This window comes from Nocardiopsis sp. NPDC101807 (assembly GCF_044766605.1).
Taxonomy (GTDB): Bacteria; Actinomycetota; Actinomycetes; order Streptosporangiales; family Streptosporangiaceae; genus Nocardiopsis; species Nocardiopsis tropica.
The window spans coordinates 39698-55876 of sequence record NZ_JBIWMK010000014.1; the positions used below are offsets into that span (position 1 = coordinate 39698).

Below are 16179 nucleotides of genomic sequence, written 5' to 3' on the forward strand. Positions count from 1 at the left end.
CCTCGGGCGTCCGAGGGCGCCGCCGACACACACGCCCCGGAGGGAAGGAGCGGTCGTGGCCGGAGTGCGGACCGATACGGTCCCCAGGCAGAGGGAGCACCCGCCCGGCGGGCCGGGCCACGGGCGGCACGAGCGCGAACACGGACCCGCGGGCCGCACCGTCATCGAGCCCGGAGTGGTCGAGAAGGTCGCGGCCCGGGCCGTCCGCGAGGTCCAGGGGGCCCGCGCGGCCAGGTCGAGGGCCGCACGGGCGAAGGTGAGCGGTGACGTGGTCCTCCTGCGGCTGCGGATCACCGTGCGCTACCCGCGCTCGGCGCGGGAGGTCGCCGCCCGTGTCCGCGGACACGTCAAGGAACGCGTCGAGCGGATCACCGGCAAGCAAGTCCACCACATCGACATCGAGATCGCGGAGCTGGTGCGCTGACATGACCACCGTGGAAGAGGTGCTCGGCCGCCCGGACCAGGGCGTCGACCGTCGGGCGAAGCGGGTGGCGGTCCATACCTTCCGGCCGAGGAGGTCGTGGCCCGCGGTGATCACGGGGCTCGTGATCCTCGTCGTGGCCGTCGTCGCCGCCGCCGAGGTGATCTCCGCGCTCGCCGGGAGCCCCCTGCGGCTCATCCCGGTGGGCGCGGCCACCGGATACGCCGGGGCCACCACCTGGTCGGCGCCCTCGGTGCAGATCGCCTCGGCCGTCCTGGCGCTGATCGGCCTGGCGCTGATCGTGGCCGCCCTGACGCCCGGACGCGGGCACTGGACCGCGCTGCGCACCGACGACCCCGCACTGGTGGTGGGGCTCACCAGGCCCGCGCTGCGCCGTGCGGTGGCCGCTGCGGCGCACGAGGTCAGCGGTGTCGACGCCGTGAACGTCGCCGTCCGGGGCAACAGGCTCCGGGTGCACGTGCGCACCGGTATGCGGGAGGCCGCCGGGCTGCCCGCGGAGGTGACCGCGGCCGTGGAGCGGCGGTTGGAGGAGCTGGCGCCGCTGCGCAGCATGCGGATCGCCACCCACGTCAGGTACGCGGAGGTGTGACCGTGGTGCGAGACAGGGCCCGGAGGTCGGCCCGGGGGAACCGGTGGGGCCTGGCGGTCGTGGGCGCGGTCCCGCTCGCCGCGGGACTGGCGGCGCTCGCCGCGGGACGCGGGCTGTTCGGCGCGCCCCTCGCGGAGAGCCCCCTGCTCAGCGCGCCGGCGGCCGACTTCCTCGACCGGCCGTGGGTGCCGTACGCGGCGGTCGCGGTGGCGTTCGCGGCGGGGTTCCTGGCGCTGCGCTGGCTGATGGTCCAGGGGCTCAACGACACCGTGGGGCGCCTGGTCCTGGACAAGGGCCACGACGGCCGGGTGGAGATGTCCGAGAGCGTGGCCCGCGGAGCGCTGGAGCAGGAGGTCGCGGACTACCCCGGTGTGCGCCGCGCACGTGCGCGGCTGACGGAGTCCTCCGACGCGCCGCACCTGAGGCTGGCGCTCATCCTGGACGACGACGCCGACGTCAGGGGGGTGTGGCAGCGGGTGCGCTCGGACGCCCTGGCGAACCTGCGCAGCTCGCTCGACCTGGAGAGGGTGCCCGCCGTCGTGCGGATGTCGATGACCGCTCCGGCCAAGAACCCCCGGCGCGGCCTCGCCTGAGCGGGAGGGCCCGTGCGGGCCCTCCCCGAACGACGCTCCCGGCACGGTGCTCCCCGCACAGCGCTCCCCGCACCGCGCTCCCGGCCCGGTGGGACGACCGGAACCGCTGCTCTCGTGGCTCCGGGGCTGCGACACCGGCGGCCCCGTCCCGGGGGACGGTTCCGACGCCCGGGCGCGCCACGGGCACGGGCCCCCGGCGGCGGGCCGGGGTCGGGGTCTCTCCGCCCGCCGCGCCGGGGCGTGTTCCGTGGGTGCTTCCGGTCGGCTCGGCGCTCGCGCCGACCGCCGCGAGCGCTCGCGGGGGCCGTCCCCCACAGGGCGGGGAGCGAGGGCCGGCCCGGGACCGGCCCTCGGAGCGCGGTCGGCGCGGCGGGGCGCCCCGGCGGACGCGGGCCCGGCCGGGCGCCGCGCTACGACAGGGCGTCGCCGCGCTCGTGCCGCACGCGGCCGTCGCGCAGGACGGTGCGCACGTTGCGCTCGGGGTCCGCGAGCACCCCGATGTCGGCGAGGGGGTCGCCGTCCACGACCAGCAGGTCGGCACGGGCGCCGTCGCGCAGGGTGCCGACGACGCCCTCCAGGCCGAGGAGCCGGGCCGCGTTGACGGTGGCCGAGCGCAGGACGTCGGCGGCGGGCTGGACCCGGCCGCGGATGGCGAACTCCCGGCTCTGGCGGTCCTGCATCCCGCCGAGCAGGTCGCTGCCGAAGACCAGGTTCACCCCCGCCTCGTGCGCCATGCTCAGCGCGTCCATGCCGCGGGTGAGGACGGTGTCGACCTTCTCCTGGCTCGCGGCGGGCAGGCCGTAGGCGGCGCCCTGGAGGGACAGTTCCTCGTAGGTCACGAGCGTGGGCACCAGGAAGGCGTCGTGCTCCAGGAACAGCTCGACGCTGCTCCGGTCGATGAGGTTGCCGTGCTCGATGCAGCGCACGCCCAGGCGCAGGCCCCGGTTGACGGCGCGGGCGGTGTAGGCGTGGCCGGTGACGTAGCGGTTGGCGGCCTCGGCCTCCTCCACCACGGCGCGGATCTCGGCCTCGGAGGACTGGGTGGAGTCGATGCGGTCGGTCGGGGAGGCGACCCCGCCCGACAGCATGATCTTGAGGTGGTGCGCGCCGGTGCGGAGCTGTTCGCGCGCGGCCCGGCGAAACTCGTCGGGGCCGTCGCAGACCACGCCGGCTCCGGGGCAGCAGGCGTGGGTGTCGTTGCCCTGGCGGCCGGGGCCGCGGAAGTCGCCGTGTCCGCCCGTCTGGGAGAGGGCCTTGCCGCCGAACATCAGCCGGGGGCCGTCGACCAGCCCCTCCTCGACCGCGAGGGCCAGGCCCCAGTCGCCCCCGGCGACGTCGCGGACGGTGGTGAAGCCGCGCTTGAGCATGGCGTTGAGGGACGTGGCGGCGTAGCTGGCGACGTAGGAGGGCGAGTGGTCCATGGCCGCGCCGAGGTCGGCGCTGAAGGCGGTCGCGTGGATGTGGCCGTCGATGAGGCCCGGCATGAGGGTGGCTCCGCCCAGGTCGACGACCTCGACGGCCCCTCCCGTCTCGGGTGCGGGGCCCTGGCCGCTGCCCGCGATGAGCCCGTCCTCCACGAGCAGCCAGGAGTCCGGCGTCCTGGTGCCCGCCTCCGGGTCGAGGAGGCCCGCCCCGGTGAAGAGGAGCGGCGGCTGGGACTGGCGGGTCATGTGTACCTCCGATGGAACGGCTCGGCGTGTGGGCCACGCATCTGCAATATATGTTGCATCAAAGGCGCGCGAACGGCCAGGGGGTGGTATCGCTTGGTGGACGCGTGGCCGGGGGTGTTCCGGCCGCGCCCGGGACGGAGGGGTGATGGCGGACTGGATCGAGGCCGCGCTCGGCGACGGGCGACTGGGCCGCGCGGCCGAGCGCGTGGTCAGGGTGCTGCGGGACCAGCCGAGGTTCGCGTCCTACGCGAGCACCGCGGAACTGGCCGAGCGCGCCGGGGTCAACGTCGCCACGGTGGTCCGTGCCGCGCAGGCCCTCGGGTTCAGCGGCTGGCCGGCGCTCCGCGTCGAACTGCGCTCCCGTTACCTGGCCTCCCTCAGCGCGGGGGAGGTGCTGGCCGAGCACGCCGGGTCCGACGCCGACCCGGTCCGGGCGGCGGTCCGCGCCGACCGCGAGGGGCTGCGGACCCTGGAGCGCACGCTCGAACCCGGCAGGGTGCGCGCGCTCGCCGCCTCCATCCACACCGCACGCAGGACCAGGGTGGTGGGCTCGGGGACCTTCGCGGCGCCCGGCCTGCAACTGGCGCACGCCGCCGGGATCATGGGCTACGACGTGGAGCGGTTCGACGTCGGGGGGACGGCGCTGGTCAACGCCCTGGCGCGGATGGGGCCGGAGGACCTGCTGGTGGCGTGCGACCTGTGGCGCCTGCCCACCGCGCTGCGCGCCGCGGTGAGGGTCGCCGGGCGGCGGTCCGTGCCGGTCGCGGTCATCACCGACCGCAGGGACTCCCCGCTGGCGGAGGGCGCCGCGCACCTGCTGCTCGTCCCGAGCGAGGGCGTGGGCATGTTCCCGTCGCTGGTCCCGGCGATGTCGGTGATCCACGCGGTGCTGGCCGAGCTGGCGCGGATCGGCGGGGACGGGGTGCTGCGCGCCGTGCGCGACACGGAGCGCCTGTGGGAGGAGTCGGAGCTCTTCTGAGCGACGGCCGGGTGGATGACCTGCGGCTACGGGGTGACGCGCAGGTGGCGTGATCAGGATCACGTTCTTTGCAATAAGTGTTGCACTTCACTGGCGCGACTGCTTTCATGGCGGACGGATCACCGCCGGTGGTCGCCCCCCGTGCCCATCCCCTGAACCGAACCTCGCAGGTGGCCAATGCAGACGACCCATCTCGTGATCCTCGCCGTGTACATCCTGGCCATGCTGGGGATCGCCCTCTACTTCGTGCGCTCCGGCAGGGTCGGCGGCGGCGACGACTTCCTCTTCGCCGGACGCAGCCTCCCCCGCCCGGTCATGATCGCCACCATGCTGGTCACCTGGGTCGGGTCCGGCACGATCATCGGCGGCGCCAACTTCGCGTACACCTACGGGCCGACGGCCGGACTCGTCTTCTTCGCGGGCACCCCGCTGGGCATCCTCGTCCTGCTCCTGGCGGCCCGCCGCATCCGGAGGGCGTCCAGGCACACCATCCCCGAACTGCTGGAGGTGCGCTTCGGGATCGGGGTCCGCACCGTCGCGGCGGTGGTCACCACCATCGCCTTCCTGGGCCTGACCGCCTCGCAGTTCGTCGGCGGCGGGTACGTCGTCAGCCTGGTCACCCCGCTGTCCGCCACCCAGGGGACCGTGCTCATCGCCGTCGTCGTGACCCTGCTGACGATCAGCGGCGGCCTGTTCTCGGTCGCCTACACCGACTTCGTGTCCGCCATCCTCATCGTCCTCGGCCTGTGCATGGCGCTGCCCCTGGTGTTCGCCGCGGTCGGCGGTCCCGGCGCCTACTGGGACGGGCTTCCGGAGCAGGCGCGGACCTTCAGCGGCGGGCTGACCTGGCTCCAGCTGCTCGGCTACTTCCTCCCGCTGTTCCTGCTGCTCCTGGCCGACCAGAACATGTACCAGCGCCTCGCCGCCGCCAAGGACGAGCGCGACGCCAGGTCGTCCACCCTGGGCATGCTGGTGGGCAGCTTCTTCGTCTTCATCCCCGTCGTCCTGCTCGCCACGGCCGCCGCCGTCCTCATGCCCGGCATCAACGGCGACATGGCGGTTCTCGCCCTGGCCTCCGAGGGCTACCTGCCCGCCGTCCTGGGCGGCCTGATCCTGGCCGGCGCGGTCGCCTTCGTCATCACGACGGGCTCCTCGTACATGCTGTCCGGGGCCTCCAACGTCGCCTACGACCTGTACGCACGGTTCGCCGGTGACCGGGCGAGCCAGCGCCGCAAGCTGGTGCTCCAGAGGCTGGCGGTCCTGGGCATCGCGCTCGCCGGCCTGGCCCTGAGCCTGTACTTCCCGACCGTGCTCGAACTCCAGATGTACTCGTACACCGTCTACGGCGCGGCGATCACCCCGGTGGTCCTGTCGGTGCTGTTCTGGAAGCGCGCGACCACCGCCGGAGCCGTCGCCGCCCTCGTCGTGGGCGCGGCCACCACCATCGGCTGGCAGCTGGCCGGGACCCCGGCCGGCCTGAACGGGGTCATCGCGGCGCTGCCCGCGGCCCTGGTCGCCCTGGTCGTCGTCAGCCTCCTCACGAAGGCGCCGGACCCCGAGAGGGTGGCCGCCGCCGTCGCGGCGCCCGACGCCGACGCCGAGGCCGGCGCCTCGAAGTGACCCGTCCCGGGCCGCGCTCCGGCGCGGCCCGGCCGGCGTCCCCGACCGCCGGGGACGCCGGGAGCGCGGGCGGCCGGAGCCTCAGCACTCGATGACGTTGACGGCGAGGCCGCCGCGCGAGGTCTCCTTGTACTTGTCCATCATGTCGCGGCCGGTGTCGCGCATGGTGCGGATGACCTTGTCCAGCGACACGAAGTGGCTGCCGTCGCCGCGCAGCGCCATGCGGGTCGCGCTGATCGCCTTCACGGAGGCGAGGGCGTTGCGCTCGATGCACGGCACCTGCACGAGGCCGCCGATCGGGTCGCAGGTCAGCCCCAGGTTGTGCTCCATGGCGATCTCGGCGGCGTTCTCCACCTGGGCCGGGGTGCCGCCCAGGACCTCCGCCAGGCCGGCGGCGGCCATCGAGGAGGCCGAGCCCACCTCGCCCTGGCAGCCGACCTCCGCGCCCGAGATCGACGCGTTCTGCTTGAACAGGATGCCGATCGCGGCGGCCGTGAGCAGGAAGCGCACCACGCCCTCGTCGCCGGCCCCCGGGCTGAAGTGCAGGTAGTAGTGGAGCACGGCCGGGACGATGCCGGCGGCGCCGTTGGTCGGCGCGGTCACCACACGGCCGCCCGCCGCGTTCTCCTCGTTGACGGCCAGGGCGTACAGGGTGATCCAGTCGCTGCCGCGCATCGGGTCGGGGTCCACCCCGGTCGGCGCCAGAAGGCCGGACTCGTCGCAGTTCCCGCCCAGCTGCCGGTAGAGGCGGTGCGCCCGGCGCGGCACCCTCAGACCGCCGGGGAGGCTGCCCTCGGTCATCACGCCCCGGCGCACGCACTGGCGCATCGCGGTCCAGAGGACCAGGAGCTCCTCGCGGATCTGCTCGGGGGTGCGCCCGAACGCCTGCTCGTTGTCGAGCATCACCGCGCTGATCGACTTCCCCGTCTCCGCGCAGATCGCCAGCAGCTCCTCGGCGCTGTCGAACGGGTGCGGGACGACGGTGACGTCGGGCGTGATCCGGTCGGCTCCGGCGGCGCGCTCGTCCACGACGAAGCCGCCGCCCACCGAGTAGTACACCTTGGAGGCCAGTTCGCCCCCGTCGGCGTCCAGGGCCGCGAACCGCATCCCGTTCGGATGGTCGGGCAGGCTCTCCCGGCGGCGGAAGTCGACGTCCACGGCCGGGTCGAAGGCCACCCGGGGCCCGTCCGGGCCGCCCAGGTCCAGGGCCCGCTCCTCCCGGACCCCCCCGACGAGCCGGGGGACCGCGTCCACGTCCACGTGCTCGGGGGTGTGACCCATCAGCCCCAGCACCACGGCGGTGTCGCTGCCGTGCCCCTTGCCGGTGAGCGCCAGGGATCCGTACAGCTCGGCCCTGACGCGGACGGTCCGGTCGGCCGTGCCCGCCTCGCGCAGCCCGGTGGCGAACGTGCGGGCCGCCTTCATCGGGCCGACCGTGTGCGAGCTGGACGGCCCGATGCCGATCTTGAACAGGTCGAACACGCTGATGGCCATGGCTGTCCTCCTCGTTGAGTACAGGGCCCGGGGAGCAGGGGTGCCGTGCGGGGCCCGGGGCCCCGCACGGCGGAGGCCCTACAGGTTGGGGTAGAGCGGGTACTTGGCGGTCAGGGCCCGGACCCTGCCGTGCAGGGCGTCGGCGTCGAACTCCGGCTTGAGCGCCTCGGCGATGACGTCGGCGACCTCGGCGAAGTCCTCGTCGCCGAACCCGCGGGTGGCCAGGGCCGGGGTGCCGATCCGCAGACCGGAGGTGACCATCGGCGGACGCGGGTCGTTGGGCACCGCGTTGCGGTTGACCGTGATCCCGATGTCGTGCAGGCGGTCCTCGGCCTCCTGGCCGTTGAGCCGGGAGTCCACCAGGTCCACCAGGACCAGGTGCACGTCCGTGCCCCCGGAGGCGACCTTGACGCCGGCCTCGGCCATGTCCGGCCGGGTGAGGCGCTCGGCGAGCAGGCGCGCACCGCTGACGGTGCGGCGCTGGCGCTCGGCGAACTCCTCGCCCGCGGCGACCTTGAACGAGACCGCCTTGGCGGCGATCACGTGCTCCAGCGGCCCGCCCTGCATGCCGGGGAACACCGCGGAGTTGATCTTCTTGCCGTACTCCGCCTTGGCGAGGATCATGCCGCCGCGCGGCCCGCCCAGCGTCTTGTGCGTGGTGGTGGTGACCACGTCGGCGAACGGCACCGGGTTGGGGTGCAGCCCGGCGGCGACCAGGCCGGCGAAGTGCGCCATGTCCACCATCAGCAGGGCGCCGACGGAGTCCGCGATCTCCCGGAAGCGGGCGAAGTCCAGCTGGCGCGGGTACGCCGACCAGCCGGCGACGATCATCTTCGGCTGGTGCTCCTTGGCGAGCGCCTGGACCTCGTCGTAGTCGACGGTGCCGTCCTCGTCGCGCACGTGGTAGGCGACCGCGTTGAGGATCTTGCCGGAGTAGTTGATCCGCATGCCGTGGGTGAGGTGGCCGCCGTGGGCCAGGTCCAGGCCCAGGATGGTGTCGCCCGGCTTGAGCAGCGCGAAGTACACGGCCGTGTTGGCCTGCGCGCCCGAGTGCGGCTGCACGTTCGCGTGCTCGGCGCCGAACAGCGCCTTGGCGCGGTCGATCGCGAGCTGCTCGACGACGTCGACGTGCTCGCACCCGCCGTAGTAGCGGCGGCCGGGGTAGCCCTCCGCGTACTTGTTGGTCAGGACGGTGCCCTGCGCCTCGATCACCGCCTGCGGGGCGAAGTTCTCCGAGGCGATCATCTCCAGGGTGTCGCGCTGGCGGGCCAGCTCCGCGTCGACCGCGGCCGACACCTCGGGGTCCAGTTCGCCCAGTGTCTGGTTGAGCGTGTTGTCAGTAGCCATCGGGGGCCTACTCCTCGCCTTCGGTCAGCTTCGTGTACTCCTCGGCGGAGAGCAGCCCGGAGGGCTCCTCGGTGAGCCGGGCCCTGAACAGCCAGCCGCCCTCGAAGGGCGCGGTGTTGATCGTCTCGGGCGCGTCCGCGAGGGACTCGTTGACCTCGACGACCTCGCCGCTGACCGGCGAGTAGACGTCGCTGACGGACTTGGTGGACTCCACCTCGCCGCTCGGCTCACCGGCGGTCACCTCGCCGCCGACCTCGGGCAGCTCGACGAAGACGATGTCGCCCAGGGCCTCGGCGGCGAACGAGGTGATCCCGACGGTGGCGATCCCGTCCTCGACCGCGACCCACTCGTGTTTGGCCGTGTAACCCAGCTCCGTGGGAACGCTCACTTCAACTCTCCTTGGAGGTGTTCCATTTTCCTGCCGTGCACCTGTGCTGCCCGGCCCGGCCTACGCCCGGTCGCGCCCCGTGCGCGCCGGCCCCCGGTTCGGGGGTCCGGCCGCGCGGGGCGCGCGGGCCTTCGGGGTGTGAAGGCCCCTGCTGTTACGGCTGCCGCTTGTAGAACGGCAGCTCGACCACGTCGACGTCCTCGCCCCTCCCGCGCACGTCCACGGTGAACGCGCCGGTCGAGGTGTCGAGGTCGCCGTCCACGTAGGCCATGGCGATGGGGCGGCCCAGGGTGGGGGAGGGCGCGCCGCTGGTGAGGGTTCCGACGGTCTCGCCGTCGCGGAGGACGTCCTGGCCCTTGCGCAGCGGGCGGCGCCCGCGCGCGACGAGGCCGATGAGGCGGCGGGGGCGGGCGGTGCGGGAGGCCTCCTCCAAGGCGGCACGGCCCACGAAGTCGCCCTCCTTCTCGAACTTCACCACGCGGCCCAGCCCGGCGTCGAAGGGGGTGAGCTCCGCGGTGAGCTCCTGCCCGTACAGAGGCATCCCGGCCTCCATGCGGAGGGTGTCGCGGGCCGACAGCCCGGCCGGGACGAGCCCGTGCCGTTCGCCCTCGGCCATCAGGGCGTCCCAGACCAGGGGGGCCTTCCCGGCGGGCCGGACGAAGATCTCGAAGCCGTCCTCGCCGGTGTACCCGGTGCGCGCGAGCAGGACGGGCTGACCGGCGACGGTGTGCTCGTACCCGGCGTAGTAGCGGATGCCGTCCAGGTCCGCGTCGGTGAGCGGCGCGAGGATCTCGACCGCGCGCGGCCCCTGGATCGCGATCAGGGCGTGGTCGGCGGACTCGTCCGCCACCTCGACGTCGAAGCCCTCCGCGCGTTCGGCCAGCGCGGCGGCGACCACGGGCACGTTGGCGGCGTTGGCCACGACGAGGTACTCCTCCTCGCCCAGCCGGTAGACGATGAGGTCGTCCAGGACGCCGCCCCCGGCGTCGGTGATCATGGTGTAGCGGGCGCGGCCGACCCCGACCCGGGACAGGTGGCCGACCAGGGCGAAGTCGAGGGCGTGGGCGGCCTGCGGGCCGGTGAGGCGGATCTCGCCCATGTGGGAGAGGTCGAAGAGCCCGGCGGCCTCGCGGACCGCCTTGTGCTCGGCGGTCTCGCTGCCGTAGCGCAGCGGCATGAGCCATCCGGCGAAGTCGACCAGCGTGGCGCCGGCCTTCTCGTGGACCTCGCGGAGCGCGGTGGCGCGCGGCGCTGATGCGGGATCGGACATGGGCACTCCCGAGAGGATGGGCGTCGTGTCGTGCAGAGGCGTTGCCATCCTCCCCCTCTGTCATCTGTGCCTGAGAGCTTCGCCGCGCGCTCGGCGTGGCTTGCACCTTCGGCGAGGGACGCTGGTCCCTGCTTTCCAGAGTGGTCTCGCCCGTACGGTCCGCTGTGCCTGAGAGGTTGTCGTGGGGAGGGATTGCTCCTTCGGCGGCCCGAGATGGCTACGCGGGCACTCTCCCGTACGGGGTCAGCAACACGTTCAGACTAGCAGCGGGCGCGCACGGCCCCCGAAGGTGCCCGGTCCGGGGCGGGGACGCGGTGCGGGTCCCCCGCCGCCCACCGGGGGAGTCGGGCCGAATCCGTCGCGGAGGGGGGCTCCGGGGGTTAGCGTGAGCCGGGGACGGACTTCCTGCGTGGGAGGGATGACGGGTGCGAGCCGACGGGGACGGGAACCGGGGGACGGGCGGACGGGCGCGGGCGGGGCGCCGGGGGGTGCGGCGGCCGGCGGCCGTGCACGGCACGGCGGTGCTGGCCGCGGCGTGCGTCCTCGGGCTGACCGCCGGCAGCGGGTGCGCGCGGGGCGGCGGTGACGGGCCGGAGCCGCCGTCCGAGGGCCGGCTGGAGGCGAGCGCGCAGGAGCGGCGGGGCGACGTCGCCGCGGTGGAGCGCGAGGACCTGGAGTCGGTGTTCGCCGAGGCCGGGGTGGAGGGCACGTTCGTGCTCCACGACACCCGTGCCAGGGAGTCGACCCTCGTCGGGGCGGAGGCGGCCTACGAGCGCGCGGTGCCCGCGTCCACGTTCAAGCTGGCCAACACCCTGATCGGCCTGGAGACGGGCGCGGTGTCGGGCCTGGACGAGGTGCTGCCCCACGGCGGCGGGCCGCAGCCCGTCGAGGCGTGGGAACGGGACATGTCCCTCAGGGAGGCGTTCCCCGCCTCGAACTTCCCCGTCTACCAGGAGCTGGCCCGCAGGGTGGGGCACGAGCGGATGGCGGTCTGGGTGGACCGCTTCGACTACGGGAACCGGGACGTCGGCGGCGAGGGCGTGGAGGACCGGTTCTGGCTGGACGGTCCGCTGGAGATCTCCGCCGTGGAGCAGACCGAGTTCCTGGCCTCGCTGGCCCGTTCGGAGCTGCCGGTGGACGCGGCCCACCAGGAGGCGCTGCGCGAGATCGCCCTCGTGGAGGAGGGTGACGGCCACACGCTCTTCGCCAAGAGCGGCTGGGCGGTGGACGTCGACCCGGCCCCCGGCTGGTGGGTCGGCTGGGTGGAGCGCGGCGAGGACCTGTACACGTTCGCCCTGCGCATCGAGATGGACGACGACGCGAACGCGGAGCTGAGGGAGCCCCTGGCCCGGGAGCTGCTGGTGGAGCTGGGCGCGCTGCCGGGCGGCGCCGGGGGCTGACCCGGGCGGGCGCCGCGCGTCCCCGCGGGGCGCCGTGTGTCCGGCGGGCCGGGCGTCCGGGCGGCGGGAGCCGGCGCGGCCCCGCGACGGTCCGGGCCGTTCCCGCCCGGGCCGGGCAGAGGCCGACGGGGCGGCGGGGCCCGCGGAGCGGGCGGGGTCGGGGGCGCGCCGTTCCGAGGGCGGGGTACGGGGCCACGCGGGGCCGGGCGCCCCGGGACGGGGCGCCCGGGTACGTCAGGCGGCGTTCTCGCGGCGCTTGCGCACGGCCTCGGCGAGCTGGTTCAGCACCTCGCCGGTGGTCTCCCACCCCATGCACTTGTCGGTGATGGACTGGCCGTAGGTCAGGTCGGCGGGGTCGCCGAGCTTCTGGGCGCCCTCGACGATGAAGCTCTCCAGCATGACGCCGATGACGCCCTTCTGGCCGGCGGCGACCTGGGCCGCGATCGCGGAGGCCACGCCCGGCTGGCGCTTGTGGTCCTTGCCGCTGTTGGCGTGGCTGGCGTCGATCATGAGGCGCCGGGGCAGGCCCGCGTTCTCGATGACGTCGAGGGCGGCCCCGACCGGCGCCGCGTCGAAGTTGGGCCCGCTGCGGCCGCCGCGCAGGATCACGTGGCAGTCCGGGTTCCCCTCCGTGACGACGACCGACCCGGCCCCGGCCGGGTCGACGCCGAAGAAGGTGTGCGAGGCGGAGGCCGCGCCGACCGCGTCCACCGCGACCTGCACGTCGCCGTCCGTGCCGTTCTTGAAGCCCACGGGGGTGCTCAGACCGCTGCTGAGCTGGCGGTGCACCTGGCTCTCCGTGGTGCGGGCGCCGATGGCCCCCCAGGAGACGACGTCGGCGATGTACTGCGGGGTGATGGGGTCGAGGAACTCGGTCCCGGCGGGCAGGCCGAGGGAGTTGATGTCGAGGAGCAGCTTGCGGGCGGTGCGCAGGCCGTGGTGGACGTCGTAGGTGTCGTCCAGGTGCGGGTCGTTGATGAGGCCCTTCCAGCCGACGGTGGTGCGCGGCTTCTCGAAGTACACGCGCATCACCACGCACAGGTCGTCGCGCAGGGAGGGCACCAGCTCGGCCAGCCGCCGGGCGTAGTCCAGGGCGGACTCGGGGTCGTGCACCGAGCAGGGGCCGACGACGACCAGGAGCCGGTCGTCCTCACCGTCCAGGACGCGCTTGACCTCGGCGCGGGACTCCTCGACCAGGGCGCTGCGGTCCGGGCCCAGCGGGAGTTCTGCGAGCAGGTCCTGGGGGGCGATGAGCGGCTTGTAGCTCGCCACCCGTGTGTCGTTGGTGCTCGGCATCGTGTAGTTCCCCTTGGTCCCGTCTGTCCGTGTATCGCACTGCTGTCACGCTGTCGCCACGAAAACACTAGCGCGGCCGTGCGTGCGGGGAGGTGCCGATCCGGAACACCGACGCGGAACACGGGATGGGAAACGCCACACCCGCCGAGGGGGATATCGACTGTCTCGTGATGTGGGACGCCATTTCCGTGGAAAGACGCGGCAATGGCGGCCGGGACCGCCGGCCCGGCCCGGGGGCTCAGTCCTTCAGGCCCGGGAGGTCCTCCTCCCAGAACTCGTGCGGATTGCGGGTGCCGTCGACGACCGCGCCGCGCTCGGACTCCGCCGCGCGCAGCTGCACCCGGCGGATCTTACCGGACACGGTCTTGGGCAGCTCGGCGAACTCCAGGCGGCGGACCCTCTTGTACGGCGACAGCCGCGCACGGGCGTGGAGCAGGATGGCCCGCGCCGTGGCCGCGTCGGGCGGCACCCCCTCGGCCGGGGTCACGTACGCCTTGGCGACCGACAGGCGCAGCGGATCCGGTGAGGGCACCACCGCGGCCTCGGCCACGTATTCGTGCTCGATCAGGACGCTTTCGAGTTCAAAGGGTGAGATGCGGTAATCCGAGGCCTTGAAAACATCGTCGATCCGGCCGATATAGGTAATGTGCCCGGTCGAATCCCGGCTCGCGATGTCGCCGGTGCGATAGAGCCCCCGGCGGGTCAGTTCCCGGGTGAGGCCGGGGTCGTCGTCGTAACCCTTCATGACCCCGACGGGGCTCCGGGCCATGTCCACGCAGATCTGCCCGGTGTCGGACGGCTCGTCGGTGACCGGGTCGGCCAGCACGACGTCGTAGCCGGGCATGGGCCGCCCCATCGACCCGGGGAGGACCTCCTGGCCCGGCCCGTTGCCGATGACCAGCGTCGTCTCGGTCTGGCCGAACCCGTCGCGGACGGTCAGCCCCCACGCCTCCCGCACCCGGTCGACCACCTCGGGGTTGAGCGGTTCGCCGGCGGACAGGACCTCGCGCAGCCCCACCTTCCACCCGGACGGGTCGGCCTGGACGAGCATCCGCCACACCGTGGGCGGCGCGCACAGGGTGTCCACGCCGCAGCGCACCACCTCGTCGAGCAGCCGCCGGGGGTCGAACCGCTCCTGGTTGAGGACCAGGACCGTCGCCTCGGCGTTCCACGGCCCGAACACGCTGCTGTAGGCGTGCTTGCCCCATCCGGGGGAGGACACGTTGAGGTGGATGTCGCCGGGGCGGACGCCCAGCCAGTACATGGTGGACAGGTGGCCCACGGGATAGGACCGCTGCGTGTGGGTGACCAGCTTGGGCCGCGACGTCGTCCCGGACGTGAAGTACAGCAGGAGCGGGTCGTCCGGGCCGGAGCGGTGAGGGGGGTGGAACTCCAGGGCGGCGTGCTCGGAGTCGGCGTAGCTCAGCCACCCCTCCATGTACCCCACGCAGATCCGCGTCCAGTGGCCCCTGAGCTCGGCGAACTTGGCCGTCTCGGCGACCGAGCACACCACGTGCGCGATCTCTCCCCGCTCCAGCCTGTCCACCAGGTCGCCCTCGGACAGGGCGGTGGCCGTCGGGGTGACGACCGCCCCGAGCTTGACCGCCGCCAGGGTGGTCTCCCACAGCTCCACCTGGTTGCCGAGCATCACCATGATCCGGTCGCCGCCGCGGACGCCCTGGCCGAGCAGCCAGTTCGCCACCTGGTTCGAGCGCTCCGACAGGTGGCGGTAGGTGTACTTGGCCTCGCTGCCGTCGTCCTCCACGATCCACAGGGCGGTCCGGTCCGGACGCCGCTCGGCGACCTCGTCGAAGTAGTCCAGCGCCCAGTTGAACACGTCCGGCCTCGGCCAGGTGAACTCGCGGTGGGCGGCCTCCTGGTCCGTGCGGTGCGACAGGAGCAGGTCCCGCGCCGCACGGAACTCCGCGGCGCCCTCGGCGGCCATCTCTCTCGACATGTCTGGCGACCTCCGGTTCGGGGACAGGGCGCCGGCCGCACTGTCCGCGGACTCCGCCCGGAGAGGGCGGTGGGACGGGTGTGCCCCGCTGGTCCTACCCGGGATGCGCGCCCCCGACGCCTCCCCTGCGGGTCCCCCGGCTGGCTCTAGGATGTGTGGACATGGAGGAACTGCGCGGACACCACGGAACCTGGCGGATCGACGACGAGACGGTCCGCATCCGTTTCGAGTCCGGCCGCAGGGTCCCCACGCTGCTCAAGTCCCTGGGGAGCTGCACGGTACCGCTGGCGGCCGTCCACGAGGTGGATTTCGACCGGGGCGACCGCAAGCACGGGTGGCGCCTGCGCCTCGGGCTCGCGGACGGCGCCGACCCGTACGCGGCCCTGGGGCTCCCCGGACGGGACCCCTCCACCCCGCTGCTGCTCACCGGCCCCCACGACACGGAGCTCGTCGCCGAGTACCTCTCCGAGCAGGTCGCCTCCTCGGCCCGCTACGCCAGGGAGACCCTCGCCGGGGAGCTCGACCCCCGGGAGGTCGCCCTGGGGCTGGTCGGAAGGCCCCCTCTCCAGGTCCGCACCGCGGAGGGCTCGGCGTCCTTCGACGGCGCCCGGGTGCGCCTGCAGTGGGACGGCTGGCTGGCCAGCACGGCCAAGGAGAAGGAGAAGTCCCGCGACTACCGGCTGTCCGAGGTCCTGGCGGCCGAGTGGCGGCCCCCCGTGGACGTCACCGAGGGCCACCTGCGGATCGTGCTGCGCGGCGTCACCCTCCCGGGGGCGACCGAGCTCGCGAACGACTTCTTCACCCTGGCCTCGCACGGGACGAAGGGCAGTGAGGAGACGCTGCTGATGGCGGCCACCCTCAACGCCCACATCGGGGCCGCGGACGCACCGGGGGAGGGCCCCGCGGCCCTGGGCCCCGGCGCCCGGGCCGACGACGGCGGCGGAGGCGAGGCGGTCTTCGCCACGATCCGCGAACTCGGGCGCCTCCACTCCGAGGGGCTGCTCACCGACGAGGAGTTCAGCGCGAAGAAGGCGCAGCTCCTCGACCGGCTCTGACCGCGTTCCGGCGCCCCGGGGCCGAACGGGACCGGGACGGCGGCGGGCGGGCCGCCCCGGCGGGCCCCGCCGCGGTCCG

14 protein-coding genes and 1 riboswitch are annotated in these 16179 nt (G+C 73.8%); of the genes, 7 read left to right on the plus strand and 7 right to left on the minus strand.

Features of this window, described 5'->3' with window-relative positions:
* The first annotated feature begins 55 nt into the window (after positions 1-55).
* From ACIRPH_RS30470 to ACIRPH_RS30480, 3 genes are read left to right on the plus strand one after another with little or no spacing between them, the layout of a single operon-like run.
* A complete protein-coding gene (locus ACIRPH_RS30470; RefSeq protein ID WP_402920669.1) occupies positions 56-424 on the plus strand; it encodes a hypothetical protein in 369 nt (122 codons plus the stop codon).
* Position 425: 1 nt separating this feature from the next.
* Positions 426-1031: a DUF6286 domain-containing protein gene (locus tag ACIRPH_RS30475; protein ID WP_402920672.1), complete on the plus strand. Its 606-nt coding sequence runs from the start codon at positions 426-428 to the stop codon at positions 1029-1031.
* 2 nt (positions 1032-1033) lie between these two features.
* Positions 1034-1624 carry an alkaline shock response membrane anchor protein AmaP gene (locus tag ACIRPH_RS30480; RefSeq protein WP_402920675.1) on the plus strand — a complete coding sequence of 197 codons (591 nt, stop codon included), beginning with the start codon at positions 1034-1036 and terminating at the stop codon, positions 1622-1624.
* Between the two features lie 410 nt (positions 1625-2034).
* On the opposite strand, the gene ACIRPH_RS30485 is transcribed toward ACIRPH_RS30480, so the two are convergent.
* A complete protein-coding gene (locus ACIRPH_RS30485; protein ID WP_402920677.1) occupies positions 2035-3294 on the minus strand; it encodes an amidohydrolase family protein in 1260 nt (419 codons plus the stop codon).
* 145 nt (positions 3295-3439) lie between these two features.
* On the opposite strand from ACIRPH_RS30485, the gene ACIRPH_RS30490 reads away from it, so the two are divergent.
* A complete protein-coding gene (locus tag ACIRPH_RS30490) occupies positions 3440-4273 on the plus strand; it encodes a MurR/RpiR family transcriptional regulator (RefSeq protein ID WP_402920680.1) in 834 nt (277 codons plus the stop codon).
* Between the two features lie 177 nt (positions 4274-4450).
* On the plus strand, positions 4451-5893 hold the full coding sequence (locus ACIRPH_RS30495) for a sodium:solute symporter (protein WP_402920683.1): 1443 nt from the start codon (positions 4451-4453) through the stop codon (positions 5891-5893).
* A gap of 81 nt (positions 5894-5974) precedes the next feature.
* Here the strand turns inward: ACIRPH_RS30495 and ACIRPH_RS30500 are convergent, their stop codons facing one another.
* From ACIRPH_RS30500 to gcvT, 4 genes are all read right to left on the minus strand, one after another.
* The gene (locus tag ACIRPH_RS30500; RefSeq protein ID WP_402920686.1) at positions 5975-7387 is read right to left on the minus strand and encodes an L-serine ammonia-lyase; all 1413 of its coding nucleotides are present in this window, start codon (positions 7385-7387) and stop codon (positions 5975-5977) included.
* A gap of 78 nt (positions 7388-7465) precedes the next feature.
* Positions 7466-8734, minus strand: a complete 1269-nt coding sequence (gene glyA / locus ACIRPH_RS30505; RefSeq protein WP_402920689.1) for a serine hydroxymethyltransferase — start codon at positions 8732-8734, stop codon at positions 7466-7468.
* Between the two features lie 7 nt (positions 8735-8741).
* Positions 8742-9122: a glycine cleavage system protein GcvH gene (gcvH, locus tag ACIRPH_RS30510; protein ID WP_402920691.1), complete on the minus strand. Its 381-nt coding sequence runs from the start codon at positions 9120-9122 to the stop codon at positions 8742-8744.
* 154 nt (positions 9123-9276) lie between these two features.
* Entirely contained in the window at positions 9277-10392 is a 1116-nt protein-coding gene (gene gcvT, locus ACIRPH_RS30515) for a glycine cleavage system aminomethyltransferase GcvT (RefSeq protein ID WP_402920694.1), read from the minus strand.
* Positions 10393-10537: 145 nt separating this feature from the next.
* Positions 10538-10638: riboswitch (glycine riboswitch) on the minus strand.
* A 278-nt stretch (positions 10639-10916) separates the two neighbouring features.
* Between gcvT and ACIRPH_RS30520 the strand changes: the two genes are divergently transcribed.
* Positions 10917-11792 (plus strand): penicillin-binding transpeptidase domain-containing protein, encoded by an 876-nt coding sequence (locus ACIRPH_RS30520; protein ID WP_402920848.1) that lies wholly within the window; start codon positions 10917-10919, stop codon positions 11790-11792.
* A gap of 234 nt (positions 11793-12026) precedes the next feature.
* Here ACIRPH_RS30520 and ACIRPH_RS30525 read toward each other — a convergent pair whose 3' ends face one another.
* Both ACIRPH_RS30525 and ACIRPH_RS30530 read right to left on the minus strand, forming a co-directional pair.
* Complete coding sequence (locus ACIRPH_RS30525; RefSeq protein ID WP_402920696.1) at positions 12027-13088, minus strand: 3-deoxy-7-phosphoheptulonate synthase; 1062 nt, start codon at positions 13086-13088, stop codon at positions 12027-12029.
* Positions 13089-13326: 238 nt separating this feature from the next.
* On the minus strand, positions 13327-15045 hold the full coding sequence (locus ACIRPH_RS30530; RefSeq protein ID WP_402920699.1) for an AMP-binding protein: 1719 nt from the start codon (positions 15043-15045) through the stop codon (positions 13327-13329).
* 161 nt (positions 15046-15206) lie between these two features.
* On the opposite strand from ACIRPH_RS30530, the gene ACIRPH_RS30535 reads away from it, so the two are divergent.
* Positions 15207-16100 carry a DUF4429 domain-containing protein gene (locus tag ACIRPH_RS30535; RefSeq protein WP_402920701.1) on the plus strand — a complete coding sequence of 298 codons (894 nt, stop codon included), beginning with the start codon at positions 15207-15209 and terminating at the stop codon, positions 16098-16100.
* Positions 16101-16179: the final 79 nt, after the last annotated feature.